The following is a 16,346-nucleotide window of genomic DNA, read 5'->3' as shown; positions in this document are numbered from 1 at the left end:
AACCGCGTCGCGCTCTATCCGCCCTGCTTGCGGCTCTCCTCGAGGATGATGTCGTAGAGCAGCTTGGCGCTCGGCGGCAGCGCCCGTTCTCTCGCCGTGATCAGGCTGTAGGGCTTGACGTTGATGTCGAAATCGATCGGCAGCATGCGCACGTCGGACGCCTTGGCACCTTGGCTTGCGAGGAAATGGGCGACGTCGACGGCGACGGGGGCGATCGCATCGGTTTCGCAGACGATGGCGCAGGTGAGCAGCAGCGAGGAGGTGTTGACGATGTTCTCCGGCAGCGCCACGCCGCGCGACAGGAAGATGTCTTCGATCGTGCGGCGCAGCAGCGTGCCCGGCGGCTGGAACACCCAGTCGTAATCCCTGACGTCGGAAAGACTGCTCGTCTTCTTTCTTTTGAGGAGCGGATGGCGGTTGCGCACGATCAGGCAGGCCCGTTCGATGCCGATCTCTTTCACCTCGAACAGGCGCGGGTTCAGGTCGTCGGGAATGCGGCCGATGATGAAGTCATGGCGGGCGGCAAGCAGCTCGCGGGCGAGCACGTTGCTCGTCTCCACCTGGATGTTGATCTCGATGCCGGGATAGGCCTTGCGCACCCTGTTAATCGCCGGCACGACGAGGCTCATGGCCGGCGCCGTCACCGCGCCGATGAACACCGAGCCGCCCTTGCCGCTCTTCAATTCGCCGATCTCGCGGCTCGCCTCGCGCAGCTCCAACAGGATCTTGCGGGCACGTCTGGCGAGCGCCGCGCCGAAGGTCGTCAGCACCACGCCGCGGGCGACGCGTTCATAAAGCGACGTCTTGGTGATCGCCTCCATTTCCGACAGCATGCGCGATGCGGCGGGCTGCGAGATGTTGAGCACATCCGCGGCTGCGGAAATCTGTCCACTATCTTCGATTGCGACGATGATGCGCAGGTGATTCAGCTTAAGTCCCGAACGAAGAAAGCTGTCGTCGCCGAAATTGTCGCTGTGGATATCGACGTGATCCATCGAAATTGGCTCTGAAACGATCGTCATGGTTGCAGCCTCCCCACTGCGCTCCATCAAAAGTAATACTTTTTAACGATATACCAAAATTGTTATGCACATTACCACTTATTCTATTTGACAGTTATAGGAATCCATACCAGTTTGCCGCCGTGTGCTGGTTGGCACTCAACACGTGTGAGATCGTGGAGGAGACCTACTTCGTTTCTCACCATCTGAAGTAACTATCCAATACGGAACCTGCCACAGTTTCGGGGCGGGCGGTTTTCCGTCCGCTGCTCTATTAACAAGGGAGAGAGAAATGAAATCCATTATCTCATTGATGGCTGCGGCTGCCTTCGGCGTCGCTTCGTTCGTTGCACCGGCTATGGCCGCCGACAAGGGCACTGTCGGTATTGCCATGCCGACCAAGGCTTCGGCCCGCTGGATCGACGACGGCAACAACATCGTCAAGCAGCTCCAGGCTGCCGGTTACGGCACGGACCTGCAGTATGGCGACGACGACATTCCGAACCAGCTTTCGCAGATCGAAAATATGGTCACGAAGGGCGTCAAGGTTCTCGTCATCGCTTCGATCGACGGCACCACGCTTTCTGACGTTCTCCAGAAGGCTCACGATGCCGGCATCAAGGTCATCGCTTATGACCGTCTGATCCGCGATTCGGGCAACGTCGACTACTACGCCACCTTCGACAACTTCCAGGTCGGCGTTCTCCAGGCTAACTCCATCGTTGACGGCCTCGGCCTCAAGGACGGCAAGGGCCCGTTCAACATCGAACTCTTCGGCGGTTCGCCGGACGACAACAACGCCTTCTTCTTCTATGACGGTGCAATGTCCGTCCTGCAGCCCTACATCGACTCGGGCAAGCTCGTCGTGAAGTCCGGCCAGACCGGCATGGACAAGGTCGGCACCCTGCGTTGGGATCCGGCAACGGCCCAGGCCCGCATGGACAACCTGCTCTCGGCTAACTACACCGACGCCAAGGTCGACGCCGTCCTGTCTCCCTATGACGGCCTCTCGATCGGCATCATCTCCTCGCTGAAGGGCGTTGGTTACGGTACGGCTGCTCAGCCGCTGCCGATCGTCACCGGCCAGGACGCTGAAATCCCGTCGGTCAAGTCGATCATTGCTGGCGAACAGCACTCGACGATCTTCAAGGACACCCGCGAACTCGCCAAGGTCACGGTTGCCATGGTTGATGCCGTCATGTCCGGCAAGGAGCCTGAGGTCAACGACACCAAGACCTACGACAACGGCGTCAAGGTCGTTCCGTCCTATCTGCTGAAGCCGGTTGCCGTCGACAAGACCAACTACAAGCAGATCCTGGTCGACAGCGGTTACTACACCGAAGACAAGCTGAAGTAAGTTAAGCTGGAGGCCGGAGCCTGCGCTTGCGGGTTCCGGCCTTCGATTTTATGATTACCCATCCATTGACGGGCTGGGGACGCTGGAACTTTGACTATGGACAATACCATCCTCGAAATGCGGAGCATCACCAAGACGTTCCCGGGCGTCAAGGCGCTGGAGAACGTGAACCTCAAGGTTCGCAAGGGTGAAATTCACGCATTGGTAGGCGAAAACGGGGCCGGCAAATCGACCCTGATGAAAGTGCTATCGGGTGTTTACCCCACCGGAAGTTATGAAGGCGACATCGTCTATGAAGGCGAGACGCGCAACTTCAAGGCGCTGAGGGACTCCGAAGAAATCGGCATCGTCATCATCCACCAGGAATTGGCGCTCGTGCCGTTGCTGTCGATCGGCGAAAACATCTTCCTCGGCAACGAGAACGCCAAGAGCGGCGTCATCAGCTGGGACGAGACCTTCAACCGTACCAAGCAGCTGCTCAAGAAAGTCGGCCTGTCCGAATCTCCGAACACGCTGGTGACCGACATCGGCGTCGGCAAGCAGCAGCTCGTCGAGATCGCCAAGGCGCTGTCGAAGAGCGTCAAGCTGCTCATCCTAGACGAGCCGACGGCGTCGCTCAACGAAAGCGATTCCGATGCGCTGCTCACCCTGCTGATGGAGTTCCGCAAACAGGGCATCACCTCCATCATCATTTCACACAAGCTGAACGAGATCCGTAAGGTCGCCGACCAGATCACCGTCCTGCGCGACGGCATGACCGTCAAGACGCTCGACTGTCACGCCGACGAGATCAGCGAAGACATCATCATCCGCAACATGGTCGGCCGCGATCTCGAAGACCGCTATCCCCCGCGTTCGGTGCCGATCGGCGAAACCATTCTCGAAGTGAAGAACTGGAACGCCTATCACCAGCAGCACCGCGACCGTCAGGTCCTGCACAATATCAACGTCACCGTCCGCAAGGGTGAAGTCGTCGGTATCGCCGGGCTGATGGGGGCAGGGCGCACCGAATTCGCCATGAGCCTGTTCGGCAAGTCCTATGGCCACAAGGTCTCGGGCGAGGCGCTGATGCACGGCAAGCCGGTCGACGTCAGCACCGTGCGCAAGGCGATCGACGCCGGGCTCGCCTATGTCACCGAAGACCGCAAGCAGCTCGGCCTGGTGCTCAACGACACGATCCTGCACAACACGACGCTCGTCAATCTGAAGGCGGTGTCGAATGCGTCGGTCATCGACAGCGTCAAGGAATCGCGGGTTGCGACCGATTATCGCTCGAAGCTGCGCATCCGCTCCTCCAGCATCTTCCAGGAAACAGTCAATCTTTCCGGCGGCAACCAGCAGAAGGTGGTGCTGTCGAAGTGGCTGTTCTCCGGCCCCGATGTCCTGATCCTGGACGAGCCGACGCGCGGCATCGATGTCGGCGCGAAATACGAAATCTATACCATCATCAACCAGCTTGCCGCCGATGGGAAAGGCGTTCTGATGATCTCGTCGGAAATGCCCGAACTGCTTGGCACTTGTGACCGCATCTACGTGATGAACGAAGGACGCATCGTCGCTGAACTGCCGAAGGGAGAAGCAAGCCAGGAAACCATCATGCGCGCTATCATGCGCTCAGGGGAGAAGAAACAATGACGCCGATCAATCAACCCATCGCTGAGCAGGGGCGTGTCGTCTCGATCGGGGACTATATCCGCGGCAACATCCGCGAATACGGCATGTTCATCGCACTCATCGCGATCATGGTGTTTTTTCAGTTCTCGACCGGTGGCGTTCTCTTCAGGCCGCTCAATCTGACCAATATCATTCTGCAGAACTCCTTCATCGTCATCATGGCGCTCGGCATGCTGTTGGTCATCGTTGCCGGCCATATCGATCTGTCGGTCGGCTCCGTCGTCGGCTTCATCGGCGCCATCGCCGGCGTGATGACGGTGCAGTGGCATACCAACTACGTCCTGGCGGGTGTCGTGTGTCTTGCTCTCGGCGCGGTCGTTGGCGGCGTTCAGGGCTATTTCGTCGCCTATCACAAGATCCCGTCCTTCATCGTCACGCTCGCCGGCATGCTGGTCTTCCGCGGCTTGACGCTGTTCGTGATGACGGCATCGGGCACCGGCACCAGCATCGGTCCGTTCCCGCCGGAGTTCCAGCTGATCAGCATCGGCTTCCTGCCCAACCTTGTCGATATGGGCGGCATCAACTCGACCTCGATCATCCTGACGGTCGTCGGCGCCGTGACCCTCTTCTATCTGGCGTGGCGCAAGCGCCTGTCGAACGAGAAGCATGGCAACGACGTCGAGCCGATGGGCTTCTTCCTTGCCCAGAACATCATAGTCTCGCTCGCCATCCTTGGGCTCGGCTATCAGCTGTCGATTTATCGCGGCTTCCCGAACGTGCTTGTCGTCATGCTCGTCCTCGTCGCTGCCTATGCCTTCATTACCCGTCGCACGACGATCGGCCGGCGCATCTACGCCATGGGCGGCAACGAGAAGGCCACCAAGCTTTCCGGCATCAATACCGAGCGGCTGACCTTCCTGACCTTTGCCAATATGGGTCTGCTTGCGGGTCTGGCTGGCCTCATCGTCGCGCTGCGCCTCAACTCGGCGACGGCCAAGGGCGGTTTCGGTCTCGAGCTCGACGTGATCGCCGCCTGCTTCATCGGCGGCGCATCGGCTCAGGGCGGCGTCGGCAAGGTGACGGGTGCGGTGATCGGCGCGCTTATCATGGGCATCATGAACAACGGCATGTCGATCCACGGTCTCGGCACCGACTCGCAGCAGATGGTCAAGGGTGCGGTGCTTCTCGCCGCCGTGTTCTTCGACGTCTACAACAAGAACAAGGGCTGAGCGCCTAAGCGCAGCCAGGCATTCGCAGTCATATGAATGATGGATTCCGGCTCCCGTGGGAGCCGGACAGGCGGAGCTTTTTCTGAGACTCGCCGAAACGAGAAGGATTGAAGTCGTGCTTATTTCCCAGATCAAGGGTGCCAACGGAGAGATCGTCGTCGCCGTGCGCGAGCAGGGCGGCGCGGCCAGGTCGGTCAACAATGCCGGCAGCGTCTATGCGCTGGCGATGGAAGCTGCCGACGGCGGCAAGTCGCTTGCCGCCGTTATCGAGGCCCATGGTTACGGCGATGCCGTCGACCTTGAAAAAGCCTATGCGGAAGGCCGTTTTCTGCCGCCGATCACCCATCCCGACGCCGCCCACCTGCATCTGACCGGCACCGGGCTCACTCATCTCGGCTCGGCCGCGACCCGCGATAGCATGCACAAGAAGACCAGCGAGGCGGCCGAGGAAACGCTGACCGACTCGATGAAGATGTTCAAGATGGGCCTGGAGAACGGCAAGCCCAAGGCTGGCGAAAGAGGCGTGCAGCCCGAATGGTTTTACAAGGGCAACGGCTATGGCACGGCTGCCCCCGGCGCTCCGCTCGTCTCGCCCTCCTTCGCGCTCGACGGCGGCGAAGAGCCTGAAATGGCCGGCATTTACGTCATCGCCAAGGACGGAACGCCGTTCCGCATCGGCTTTGCCCTGTCGAACGAGTTTTCGGACCACGTCACCGAACGGATCAACTATCTCTATCTGGCCCATTCGAAACTGCGCCCGGCCGCCTATGGTCCGGAAATCCGCATCGGCGCCGCGCCCGACGATATCCGCGGCACCTCGCGCATCAAGCGCGGCGACAAGGTGATCTTCGAAAGGCCGTTCCTCTCCGGCGAGGCGAACATGTCGCACACCTTTGCGAACCTCGAATATCACCACTTCAAATACGGCATCTTCCGTGTCCCGGGGGACGTGCATGTCCATATGTTCGGCACCGCGACACTGTCCTTTGCCGACGGCATCAAGGCGGAAGAGGGCGATGTCTTCGAAATCGAAGTCGCCGAATTCGGCCTGCCGCTGCGCAATCCGCTGAAGGTGGCCGCCGAAGAAGAGATCGCTGTCAAGCAACTCTGATTTTCGAGGCCTGGCTGCGTCCGCGGCCGGGCCGTGTTTGTAAACGGTAAAGGAGGCTTGTTCAGCCCATGACCATTTATCAAAACCTGATCGCCGGCGAGTGGGTCGGCACGAACGCGACGAAGAACATCAACCCGTCGGACACGAACGAAGTAGTCGGCCTTTATGCCGATGGCAGCGCTGAGGATACGAGAAACGCCATCGCCGCCGCCAAGGCCGCCTTTCCGGCCTGGTCACGCTCGGGCATCTGGGAACGCCATGTCATCCTGAAGAAGACCGGCGACGAGATCATGGCGCGCAAGGACGAGCTCGGCGCGCTGCTTGCCCGCGAAGAGGGCAAGACCTTGCCGGAAGCGACCGGCGAAGTCATTCGCGCTTCGCAGATCTTCGAATTCTTCGCAGGCGAAGCCCTTCGTCTGGCCGGCGAGGTCATCCCGTCGGTTCGCCCGAATATCGGCGTCGAGATCACCCGCGAAGCGCTCGGCGTGATCGGCATCATCACGCCGTGGAACTTTCCGATCGCCATTCCCGCCTGGAAGATTGCTCCTGCGCTTTGCTACGGCAACACCATCGTCTTCAAGCCGGCCGAGCTGGTGCCGGCCTGCTCCTGGGCGATCGTCGATATCCTCAATAGGGCAGGGCTGCCGAAGGGCGTTCTGAACCTCGTCATGGGCAAGGGCTCGGTCGTCGGCCAGGCCATGCTCGAAAGCCCCGACGTTCACGGCATTACCTTTACCGGTTCCACTGGCACCGGCCGGCGCGTCGCTGCCGCCTCCATCGAGCATAACCGCAAGTTCCAGCTGGAGATGGGCGGCAAGAACCCGATGGTCGTGCTTGACGATGCCGATCTTTCCGTCGCCGTCGAAGCTGCCGCCAACTCCGGCTTTTTCTCCACCGGCCAGCGCTGCACGGCCTCGTCGCGCCTGATCGTCACCGAAGGCATCCACGACAAGTTCGTCGCGGCGCTGACCGAGAAGCTGAAGACGCTGGTCGTCGACAATGCGCTGAAGGCCGGAACCCACATCGGCCCCGTCGTCGACGAGCGACAGCTGAAGACCGACACCGACTATATCGAGATCGGCAAAAAGGAAGGCGCCAAGCTCGCCTTCGGCGGCGAGGTCATTTCGCGCGAAACGCCCGGCTTCTATCTGCAGCCGACGCTGTTTACCGAAGCGACCAACCAGATGCGCATTTCGCGCGAGGAAATCTTCGGACCCGTCGTCTCGGTGATCCGCGCGAAGGATTACGACGAGGCGCTTGCCCTCGCCAATGACACGCCCTTCGGCCTTTCTGCCGGCATCGCCACGACCAGCCTGAAACATGCGACGCATTTCAAGCGCAATTCGGAAGCCGGCATGGTCATGGTCAACCTGCCGACGGCAGGCGTCGATTTCCACGTTCCGTTCGGCGGCCGCAAGGGGTCGTCCTATGGCCCGCGTGAGCAGGGCAAGTATGCGAGCGAATTCTTTACTGTGGTCAAGACGGCCTACACGCTGGCCTGAGACATATCCGATGACCCGGGCCGTACGAGGCGGCCCGGCAATTCACCTGAAGGACAGAGAAAATGAAAAAGAAAGCGGAATGGCCGCGCAGGCTGAGGTCGCAGGAATGGTATGGCGGCACGAGCCGCGACGTGATCTATCACCGCGGCTGGCTTAAGAACCAGGGATACCCGCACGACCTGTTCGACGGACGGCCTGTCATCGGCATCCTCAACACCTGGTCGGACATGACCCCGTGCAACGGTCATCTCAGGGAACTCGCCGAGAAGGTGAAGGCGGGTGTCTGGGAGGCCGGCGGCTTCCCGCTCGAAGTGCCGGTGTTCTCGGCATCGGAAAACACCTTCCGCCCGACCGCGATGATGTACCGCAATCTTGCGGCGCTGGCGGTAGAAGAGGCGATCCGTGGCCAGCCGATGGATGGCTGCGTGCTGCTCGTCGGCTGCGACAAGACCACACCGTCGCTGCTGATGGGTGCGGCCTCCTGCGACCTGCCGTCGATCGTCGTCACCGGCGGTCCGATGCTGAACGGCTATTTCCGCGGCGAACGCGTCGGCTCCGGCACGCATCTGTGGAAGTTCTCCGAAATGGTGAAGGCCGGCGAGATGACGCAGGCCGAGTTCCTCGAAGCGGAAGCTTCGATGAGCCGTTCGTCGGGCACCTGCAATACCATGGGCACGGCTTCGACGATGGCGTCGATGGCCGAAGCGCTCGGCATGGCGCTGTCAGGCAATGCCGCGATCCCTGGCGTCGATTCCCGCCGCAAGGTCATGGCGCAGCTGACCGGCCGCCGTATCGTGCAGATGGTCAAGGACGATCTGAAGCCCTCGGAGATCATGACGAAACAGGCCTTCGAGAACGCCATCCGCACCAATGCGGCGATCGGCGGATCGACCAATGCCGTCATCCATCTGCTCGCCATTGCCGGCCGCGTCGGCATCGATCTTTCGCTCGACGATTGGGACCGCTGTGGCCGCGACGTTCCGACGATCGTCAACCTGATGCCGTCGGGCAAGTACCTGATGGAAGAATTCTTCTATGCCGGCGGCCTGCCGGTCGTGCTGAAGCGCCTCGGCGAGGCGGGCCTCCTGCACAAGGATGCGCTGACAGTGTCCGGCGAAACCGTCTGGGACGAGGTCAAGGACGTCGTCAACTGGAACGAGGACGTGATCCTGCCGGCCGAAAAGGCGCTGACCTCTTCCGGCGGCATCGTCGTGCTGCGCGGCAACCTCGCGCCCAAGGGCGCGGTGTTGAAGCCTTCGGCTGCTTCGCCGCATCTGCTGGTGCACCGGGGCAGGGCGGTCGTGTTCGAGGACATCGACGACTACAAGGCCAAGATCAACGACGACAATCTCGACATCGACGAGAATTGCGTCATGGTGATGAAAAACTGCGGGCCGAAGGGTTATCCCGGCATGGCCGAAGTCGGCAATATGGGCCTGCCGCCGAAGGTGCTGAAGAAGGGCATCCTCGACATGGTGCGTATATCAGACGCCCGCATGTCCGGAACCGCCTACGGCACCGTCGTGCTGCATACCTCGCCGGAAGCGGCGGTCGGCGGCCCGCTCGCGGTCGTCAAAACCGGCGACATGATCGAGCTCGACGTTCCGAGCCGTCGTCTGCATCTCGACATTTCAGACGAGGAACTGGCGCGCCGTCTTGCCGAATGGCAGCCGAACCATGATCTGCCGACATCGGGCTATGCCTTCCTGCATCAGCAGCATGTCGAAGGAGCCGATACCGGCGCGGATCTCGACTTCCTCAAGGGATGTCGCGGAAACGCGGTCGGCAAGGACAGCCACTGAGCAGGGCTTGCCGATCTGGAATCGCGGAAGAGGCGGGGCTTTTGCTCCGCCTTTTTGTTGAAGATTTCTTTCGAACCGATCGCGCACGAACTTGTTGAATGCAGATATAGTGCTATATGCTGTACAGGTGTACAGGAGGTATGGTCATGTCAAAGGTGGTCGGTGCTGCGGAATTCAAGGCGAAATGCCTGAATCTGATCGATCAGATGCGCAGCGACGATGAATCCATCGTCATCACCAAGCGGGGAAAGCCGGTTGCCGTGCTTTCCCCGGCACGCGACACAGGCGAACGCAAGAGTATCATCGGCGCGATGAAGGGCAGCGTATTGCACTATGACGATCCTCTGTCTCCGGCCGTTGAGCCGGAGGATTGGGACGCCCTCCGTTGATCGTCATCGACACGCATATCCTCGTCTGGGCGATGCAGGACGATGCGCGCCTCGGTTCGCAAGCCCGGCGCATCATCAATGAGATGACGGAGAAAAGCCGTATCCTGATTTCGGCGATCACACCTTGGGAGATCGCCATGCTCGTGCAGAAGGGGCGCCTGGCGCTCGGCGACGATGTCGGGCGATGGATCGACAGCGCTCTGTCGCTCCCCGGGCTTCAGCTCGCGCCGATCGAGCCTTCCATCGCGATAGACAGCGTTCGGCTGCCTGGAGAGTTTCATGCCGACCCCGCGGACCGCATCATCACCGCCACAGCCCGGTTTCATCGCATACCTTTGCTGACGGCGGATCAGGCAATCCTCAGCTATGGAGCGCGGGGTCACCTCCAGGTCGTTGCGGCTGGATAGACATGGCTTCCCGGCGTCGCTCAGCTCTGGCTCTGGCTTTGCATCTGGCCGCTGTCCTCTACCTTCACGGTGACCGACAGTGTTTCCCCCGGCGTGCCGATGCGCATGCCTGAGATCGGGGCGGCGTCGCGGTAGCAGAGGCCCGATGCGACGCGAACATATCGTTCATCCGGGCAGATTTCATTGGCCGGGTCGAAGCCGACCCAGCCGAGGCCGGGAATATGGGCTTCGGCCCAGGCATGGGTCGCCGCCTGTTCGACCTTTTCTTCCATCATCAGATAGCCAGAGACATAACGCGCCGGCACCTGCAGGGCGCGGGCGGCGGCAACGAAGATGTGCGCATGGTCCTGGCAGACGCCGCTTTTCTTCTCCAGCGCCTGTTCGGCCGTCGTCGCGGTGTCGCTGGTGCCGGGCCGGTAGTCGACGGTTTCGTGGATGGCGGCCATCAGCGCATGCATACGGCCGAGTTCGTTATCGCCGCTGACGCCTTTGATCAGTTCCTTCACCAGCTTGCCGCCCTTGGTGAGCGGCGTCTCGCGCAGGAAGAGCCAGAGCGGGCAGAAGCCGGTGTGCGGGCCGATGACGCCGTTGAGATCCGCGGTTTCGACCTCGCCTTCGGCGAGAATGCGCGTCACCTGCTGCTCGCCTTCCAGCGAGACCAGATTGACGTGGTTGCCGTACTGGTCGTCATACTCCACTTCGGGCGTGGCGCCCTCGACCTTCAGCGACCAGGCGAGCATCTTCTGGCCTGAAGTCGCCGGCGGCGTTAGCCTCAGCCGTTGCAGGGAGAATTTCGCGGGTTCGTCGTAGCGGTATTCGGTGAGGTGGCTGATCTTCAATCTCATATTGTGATCCGCTTAAACGTAGAACCGGTAGCCATCGGAAATTTCCATGCCGAGCTGGTTGTTGCGCGAGACGAAATCCTCCAGGAACTCATGCAGGCCCTGATCCATGATGTCGCGGATTGCCCTCGTCTGCAGCGTGGTGCGGATTGCATCCGCGGTATCGTGGGCGGGGAGCCGCTCGCCATAATCCTGGGCGAGATAGCCGAGATTGCTGACGATCTTCTCATAGCAATAGGCCAGCGAGCGCGGCATCTGGACATTGAGGGTGAGGAAATCGGCAATGTTCATTGCCCGGTATTCGCCGTCATAGGCCCAGCTATAGGCACGGTGCGCGGAGACCGAGCGCAGGATCGATTCCCACTGGACGTTGTCGAGCGAGGAGCCGACCGCCGAGACCGAAGGCAGCAGCACGTAATATTTCACGTCGAGGATGCGGCTCGTATTGTCCGCCCGCTCGATGAAGGTGCCGATGCGGGCAAAATTATAGAGCTCGTTGCGCAGTGTCGAGCCATGGAAGGCGCCGCGGATGAGGCCGGCGCGGCGCTTGATGACGTCGATCACCTCAGGCAGGTCGGCGGCCTTGACGCGCTTTTCGAGCAGCGCCTTCAGCTCGATCCAGCATTCGTTGGTCGCTTCCCAGGTCTCGCGTGTCAGAGCGGTGCGCACCATGCGGGCATTGTTGCGGCCGAAGTCGATGCAGGACATGACGCTCGACGGATTGGAACGATCGCGCAGGAGATAATCGATCGCGTCGGCATTGGTCAGCTTGGCGTGGCCCTCGTCATAGGCCTCGCGCACGCCGGCACTTTGCAGCACCCCGTCCCAGTTGTCGTCGCCGGCGCTGCTGCGGGTGAGCGACATGCGTAGCCCGGCATCGACCAGACGGGCGATATTTTCGGCGCGCTCGATGTAACGGAACATCCAGTAGAGGCCGTTTGCGGTTCTTCCGAGCATCAGTCCTCCAGTACCCAGGTGTCTTTGGTGCCGCCGCCCTGGCTGGAATTGACCACCAGCGAGCCCTGCTTCAGCGCCACGCGGGTAAGCCCGCCCGGGATAATCTGGACCTTGTCGGAGACGAGCACATAGGGGCGAAGGTCGACATGGCGCGGCGCGATGCCCTTGTTGACGAGGATCGGCACGGTGGAGAGCGACAGCGTCGGCTGGGCGATGTAATTGTTCGGCTTGGCCTTCAGCTTCTCGGCGAAATCGGCGCGCTCCCTTTTTGATGCCGTCGGTCCAACCAGCATGCCATAGCCGCCGGAGCCGTGCACTTCCTTGACGACCAGCTCCTCCAGGTGCTCCAGCACGTATTTCAGGCTTGATGCTTCCGAGCAGCGCCAGGTCGGCACGTTTTCGAGCAGCGCCTTGCGGCCGGTATAGAATTCGACGATCTCCGGCATGTAGGAATAAATCGCCTTGTCGTCCGATATGCCGGTGCCCGGCGCATTGGCGATGGTGATGTTGCCGGAGCGGTAGACATCCATGATGCCGGGAATGCCGAGGGCGGAATCGGCCCGGAATGTCAGCGGATCGAGGAAATCGTCGTCGACGCGGCGGTAGAGCACGTCGATCGCCTCGTAGCCGCGGGTCGTGCGCATCTTCACCTTGCCGTCGATGACGCGCAGATCCGAGCCCTCGACCAGTTCGACGCCCATCATGTCGGCCAGGAAAGAGTGTTCGTAATAGGCCGAATTGTAGATGCCCGGGGTCAGCACCGCGACGCGTGGCTTGCCGGTGCAGCCGGGAGGAGCAAGCGAGGCGAGGCTCTGGCGCAAGAGGTAGGGATAATCCTCGACGCGCTGCACCTTGTTCTCGTGGAAGAGCTCCGGGAACATCTGCATCATGGTTTCCCGGTTTTCCAGCATGTAGCTGACACCGGAAGGCGTGCGGGCATTATCCTCCAGCACGTAAAACTGGTCTTCGCCTGTTCGTACGATGTCGGTGCCGACGATATGGGTGTAGACGCCGCCAGGCGGGCGGAAGCCGATCATCTCGGACAGGAAGGCGACATTGTTTTCGATCAGCTCGCGCGGGATGCGGCCGGCGCGGATGATCTCCTGCTTGTGATAGATATCATCCAGAAAGGCGTTGAGCGCGATTACCCGCTGCTCGATACCCTGGGCCAGCTTGCGCCATTCGCGGGCGGAGATGATGCGGGGAATGATGTCGAAGGGGATGAGCTTTTCGGAGCTATCGGCGTGGCCGTAAACGGCGAAGGTGATGCCGGTCTTGCGGAAGATATTTTCCGCGTCGCGGGACTTGGCAATCAGATGCGACCGGTCTTGGCTGTTGTACCACTCGAAATATTTTTCATAAGGCGGGCGGGGGCTCTCGTCCCCGGTAATCATTTCATCAAATGCCAAAGGTGCGGCTCCCCTTTTTTGTTCATTTGAATACAACGCAAATTGCAATGCAAGAACCATGCGCAGTTCGAGGAAAAGATTTTGCGGTGCGGGAAAGGGTGAAAATTCGGGCGTTTGGAGCAGTGCGGGGAGACGTGCAGGATGGTTGCTTCGTAGAGACTGCGCAAAATGTGAGCATTTGATTGGCTTTTGGTCGGTCGCGGTGGGTTAAAGGTGCAGGCGCAACTGCACATGCTATTAATTCCTGTGACGAGGAGAGGGCGTGCCGTGTGGCGCCCCCCTCTATTGGACTCACAGGAACGCGGGTCGCACTCATCCCTCCACCTCAACCATCAGCAAAATTTCAAATAAGCATCAATGCTTCGCCTTTGACTGCGGCTGCAGGGTGCGGCTATCAGCACGGCAACTCTTTGTCTTCGAGCTGCCCCATGTCCCTCGACCGTTTTGCCCCCGCCGTCTTCGTTCTGCTCTGGTCCACAGGCTGGGTCGTGGCGAAATTTGCGGCGCTGCATTCCGAGCCCTTTACCTTTCTTTCGATACGTTATGCGCTGTCGGCTTTAGCCTTCCTGGCCTTTTGCCTAGTGACCAAGGCGCAATGGCCGAAAAGCCGGACGACATGGTTCCGCGCGATTTATTCCGGCTTTTTCTTGCACGGCTTCTATCTCGCCGGCCTCTGGTGGGCGATCGCCAATGGCGTGCCGGCCGGCATCTCGGGCATCATCGCGGCGCTGCAGCCGTTGCTGACAGCGATGGGGGCACCCTTTCTTGTCGGTGAGCGGCTGCAGAAGACCCAGCAGCTCGGCCTCGCTCTCGGCTTCATCGGTATTGCCATCGCGATTTCGCCGAAGCTCTTCGATCCGGCGACGGCCGATCTCAACCATGCCGCGCTGCCGCTGGCGATCAACCTCATCGCCATGGGCTCCGTCACCTACGGCACGCTTTACCAGAAGAAACACCTGCAATCCGGTGACCTCAGGACCATCGCGACGCTGCAATATGTCGGCGCTCTCATCCTCACCCTGCCGCTGTCGCTGATTTTCGAACACCAGCATTTCGACGGCACCGCGCAGGCCTACGGCGCGCTTCTCTGGTCGGTCTTCGGCCTGTCGATGGGCGGTGTCGGGCTGCTGCTTTACCTGATCCGCCGCGGGCAGGTCTCGCGCGCCGCCTCGCTGATCTACCTGATGCCGCCGGCCGTCGCGCTCGAAGCCTTCATCGCGTTCGGGGAGCGGCTGACGCTGCCGTTGATTCTGGGCACGGTGATCGTCGTGACAGGCGTATATATGACAAACCGCAGGGTCGTTCAGCAGGCGCAGGCGAGCGTATAGGCTGATGGCTGCGCCAAGGTCGAACAACCGGATGGCCTGAACCTCAACTGACCGAGGTCGCCGGCGATTGCCGACGACCTCATATCCAGAGTGCCGTAGGGCGCTACTCGGCCCATCAAGTAGGAAGCAACGATCAGCTGCGGGGCTGCAGCAGCGCCAAGGCAACCGTTGACGCAGCCAGGAGAGCGGTGAGAGTCAAGGGTCCCACAGCGCCGTAGTGGTCGACGATGTAACCTCCAAAAACCGCGCCGATACTGATGGCCACCTGAAAAGAAACGACCATCAGACTACCGGCCGCCTCGAGAGCGTCGGGGGCCGCGCGGGAAAGATTGGTCGGCAGCACTACCGGCGCCATGCCGAAGGCAAAGCCCCAAAGCGTGACGAGCGCGAACGCGGCGCCGGTATGAGTGCCCCAAAGCACCAGCGCGAGCGCTGCAAAGGACATCAATACCGCGGTGACAGCCAGTGCTATGCGGATGCTCGCGTCGGCCATCCGGCCACCGGCAACATTGCCGATCACGGAGGCGACGCCAAACCCGAGCAGTGCCAGGGCGATCGATCTGGTTTCAAGGAGCGTCACTTGTTCGAGGAAAGGACGCACATAAACCGACCCGGCAAAATGGCCGGTCATCAGCAAAAGGATAGCAAGCATTCCCATTTGAATGCCGCCCCGTCGTGTCAGCCGGTAAACATCCGCGAGACTGTTGCTTGTGTTTGCAGGGAGCGTCGGCAGGCTGAGCAGCTGCAGCAGCATGGCAAGCGCGGCAAGCCCGGCTGTCATCGCCATGGCGCTGCGCCATCCCAGCCAATCACTGATCAAAGCGCCCATTGATGGTGCAGCGATCGTGGCGAGCGAAACGCCGAGAGTGACGATAGCCATGCCCCGACCTGTCGCATTGGCGCCGACCAGCCTCGCCACGACGGCTACTGAAAGCGCCCAAAAGCCGCTGAGGGCGATGCCCAACCCGGCCCGGCCCAGCAACAGCAGCCAAAAATCGGTCGCTAATGATGCAAGAATATTGGAGCCGACCGCTAACGCACTGAGACCGACCAGCACCGCCTTGCGGTTCAGTCTGCCGATGAGAACATTGCTCAGCAGGGCTGCCACGGCGCCGACGGAAGCGGTGGCGGTGACGACCTGTCCGGCCGTTCCCTCGGAAATGCCGAGATCGCGCGCCATCGGCGTCAACAGGCCCGCCGGCAGGAATTCAGCAGATACCAATGCAAAGCTGGTGGCCGCCATCGAAACAACAGCAAACCAGGTCGCCGCGCTCCACGCGGATGGTTCAGTCGTCTCCAGGCCAATTGCGGCCCCGTCGAATTGTGATGTTGTGTCCGTCATAGATGGATCTCCTGTGTTCGGAGATTTCATAGACGAAGTTTTCAGGATGATCTGTG

14 protein-coding genes are annotated in these 16,346 nt (G+C 60.8%); 9 read left to right on the top strand and 5 right to left on the bottom strand.

The genetic code is table 11. From position 1 onward, the window contains the following. Positions 1 to 14: 14 nt before the first annotated feature. A complete protein-coding gene (locus Tal182_RS17330; protein ID WP_064804301.1) occupies positions 15 to 1,022 on the bottom strand; it encodes a LysR family transcriptional regulator in 1,008 nt (335 codons plus the stop codon). 271 nt (positions 1,023 to 1,293) lie between these two features. Between Tal182_RS17330 and chvE the strand changes: the two genes are divergently transcribed. From chvE to Tal182_RS17290, 8 genes are all read left to right on the top strand, one after another. Next, positions 1,294 to 2,358: a multiple monosaccharide ABC transporter substrate-binding protein gene (gene chvE / locus Tal182_RS17325; RefSeq protein ID WP_004668889.1), complete on the top strand. Its 1,065-nt coding sequence runs from the start codon at positions 1,294 to 1,296 to the stop codon at positions 2,356 to 2,358. A 96-nt stretch (positions 2,359 to 2,454) separates the two neighbouring features. Further along, complete coding sequence (gene mmsA, locus Tal182_RS17320; protein WP_085860218.1) at positions 2,455 to 3,993, top strand: multiple monosaccharide ABC transporter ATP-binding protein; 1,539 nt, start codon at positions 2,455 to 2,457, stop codon at positions 3,991 to 3,993. Continuing rightward, complete coding sequence (mmsB, locus tag Tal182_RS17315) at positions 3,990 to 5,201, top strand: multiple monosaccharide ABC transporter permease (RefSeq protein ID WP_064811049.1); 1,212 nt, start codon at positions 3,990 to 3,992, stop codon at positions 5,199 to 5,201. The genes mmsA and mmsB overlap by 4 nt, the downstream gene beginning before the upstream one ends. A gap of 115 nt (positions 5,202 to 5,316) precedes the next feature. Beyond that, the gene (gene araD1 / locus Tal182_RS17310; protein ID WP_085860974.1) at positions 5,317 to 6,312 is read left to right on the top strand and encodes an AraD1 family protein; all 996 of its coding nucleotides are present in this window, start codon (positions 5,317 to 5,319) and stop codon (positions 6,310 to 6,312) included. Between the two features lie 68 nt (positions 6,313 to 6,380). Then, positions 6,381 to 7,814 carry an aldehyde dehydrogenase family protein gene (locus Tal182_RS17305; RefSeq protein WP_064804295.1) on the top strand — a complete coding sequence of 478 codons (1,434 nt, stop codon included), beginning with the start codon at positions 6,381 to 6,383 and terminating at the stop codon, positions 7,812 to 7,814. 62 nt (positions 7,815 to 7,876) lie between these two features. Beyond that, on the top strand, positions 7,877 to 9,616 hold the full coding sequence (gene araD, locus Tal182_RS17300) for an L-arabinonate dehydratase (protein ID WP_085860217.1): 1,740 nt from the start codon (positions 7,877 to 7,879) through the stop codon (positions 9,614 to 9,616). Positions 9,617 to 9,762: 146 nt separating this feature from the next. Continuing rightward, positions 9,763 to 10,005 (top strand): type II toxin-antitoxin system prevent-host-death family antitoxin, encoded by a 243-nt coding sequence (locus Tal182_RS17295; protein ID WP_170965846.1) that lies wholly within the window; start codon positions 9,763 to 9,765, stop codon positions 10,003 to 10,005. Continuing rightward, the gene (locus Tal182_RS17290; RefSeq protein ID WP_085860216.1) at positions 10,002 to 10,412 is read left to right on the top strand and encodes a type II toxin-antitoxin system VapC family toxin; all 411 of its coding nucleotides are present in this window, start codon (positions 10,002 to 10,004) and stop codon (positions 10,410 to 10,412) included. The genes Tal182_RS17295 and Tal182_RS17290 overlap by 4 nt, the downstream gene beginning before the upstream one ends. A 20-nt stretch (positions 10,413 to 10,432) precedes the next feature. Here the strand turns inward: Tal182_RS17290 and Tal182_RS17285 are convergent, their stop codons facing one another. Genes Tal182_RS17285 through Tal182_RS17275 form a run of 3 tightly spaced genes read right to left on the bottom strand, consistent with a single transcriptional unit; the run spans position 10,433 to position 13,620 of the window. After that, a complete protein-coding gene (locus Tal182_RS17285) occupies positions 10,433 to 11,257 on the bottom strand; it encodes a transglutaminase family protein (RefSeq protein WP_064804289.1) in 825 nt (274 codons plus the stop codon). 12 nt (positions 11,258 to 11,269) lie between these two features. Further along, positions 11,270 to 12,211 (bottom strand): alpha-E domain-containing protein, encoded by a 942-nt coding sequence (locus tag Tal182_RS17280; protein WP_064804287.1) that lies wholly within the window; start codon positions 12,209 to 12,211, stop codon positions 11,270 to 11,272. Beyond that, the gene (locus Tal182_RS17275) at positions 12,211 to 13,620 is read right to left on the bottom strand and encodes a circularly permuted type 2 ATP-grasp protein (RefSeq protein ID WP_064804285.1); all 1,410 of its coding nucleotides are present in this window, start codon (positions 13,618 to 13,620) and stop codon (positions 12,211 to 12,213) included. Before Tal182_RS17275 ends, Tal182_RS17280 begins: the two co-directional genes overlap by 1 nt. 428 nt (positions 13,621 to 14,048) lie before the next feature. Between Tal182_RS17275 and Tal182_RS17270 the strand changes: the two genes are divergently transcribed. After that, positions 14,049 to 14,948, top strand: a complete 900-nt coding sequence (locus Tal182_RS17270; RefSeq protein ID WP_085860215.1) for a DMT family transporter — start codon at positions 14,049 to 14,051, stop codon at positions 14,946 to 14,948. A gap of 133 nt (positions 14,949 to 15,081) precedes the next feature. Here Tal182_RS17270 and Tal182_RS17265 read toward each other — a convergent pair whose 3' ends face one another. After that, positions 15,082 to 16,290: an MFS transporter gene (locus Tal182_RS17265; RefSeq protein WP_085860214.1), complete on the bottom strand. Its 1,209-nt coding sequence runs from the start codon at positions 16,288 to 16,290 to the stop codon at positions 15,082 to 15,084. Between the last annotated feature and the right edge of the window lie 56 nt (positions 16,291 to 16,346).

The organism is Rhizobium sp. TAL182, from assembly GCF_002117725.1.
Lineage (GTDB): Bacteria > Pseudomonadota > Alphaproteobacteria > Rhizobiales > Rhizobiaceae > Rhizobium > Rhizobium esperanzae.
This window is presented reverse-complemented; position numbering and strand designations above follow the sequence as displayed.

What these genes read in the sequence shown, in the direction of transcription:
- chvE (WP_004668889.1), top strand. Translation starts at nt 1,294, where the DNA reads ATGAAATCCATTATCTCATTGATGGCTGCGGCTGCCTTCGGCGTCGCT.
- Tal182_RS17280 (WP_064804287.1), bottom strand. Translation starts at nt 12,211, where the DNA reads ATGCTCGGAAGAACCGCAAACGGCCTCTACTGGATGTTCCGTTACATC.
- mmsA (WP_085860218.1), top strand. Translation starts at nt 2,455, where the DNA reads ATGGACAATACCATCCTCGAAATGCGGAGCATCACCAAGACGTTCCCG.
- Tal182_RS17285 (WP_064804289.1), bottom strand. Translation starts at nt 11,257, where the DNA reads ATGAGATTGAAGATCAGCCACCTCACCGAATACCGCTACGACGAACCC.
- Tal182_RS17265 (WP_085860214.1), bottom strand. Translation starts at nt 16,290, where the DNA reads ATGACGGACACAACATCACAATTCGACGGGGCCGCAATTGGCCTGGAG.
- Tal182_RS17330 (WP_064804301.1), bottom strand. Translation starts at nt 1,022, where the DNA reads ATGACGATCGTTTCAGAGCCAATTTCGATGGATCACGTCGATATCCAC.
- Tal182_RS17270 (WP_085860215.1), top strand. Translation starts at nt 14,049, where the DNA reads ATGTCCCTCGACCGTTTTGCCCCCGCCGTCTTCGTTCTGCTCTGGTCC.
- mmsB (WP_064811049.1), top strand. Translation starts at nt 3,990, where the DNA reads ATGACGCCGATCAATCAACCCATCGCTGAGCAGGGGCGTGTCGTCTCG.
- Tal182_RS17295 (WP_170965846.1), top strand. Translation starts at nt 9,763, where the DNA reads ATGTCAAAGGTGGTCGGTGCTGCGGAATTCAAGGCGAAATGCCTGAAT.
- araD (WP_085860217.1), top strand. Translation starts at nt 7,877, where the DNA reads ATGAAAAAGAAAGCGGAATGGCCGCGCAGGCTGAGGTCGCAGGAATGG.
- Tal182_RS17305 (WP_064804295.1), top strand. Translation starts at nt 6,381, where the DNA reads ATGACCATTTATCAAAACCTGATCGCCGGCGAGTGGGTCGGCACGAAC.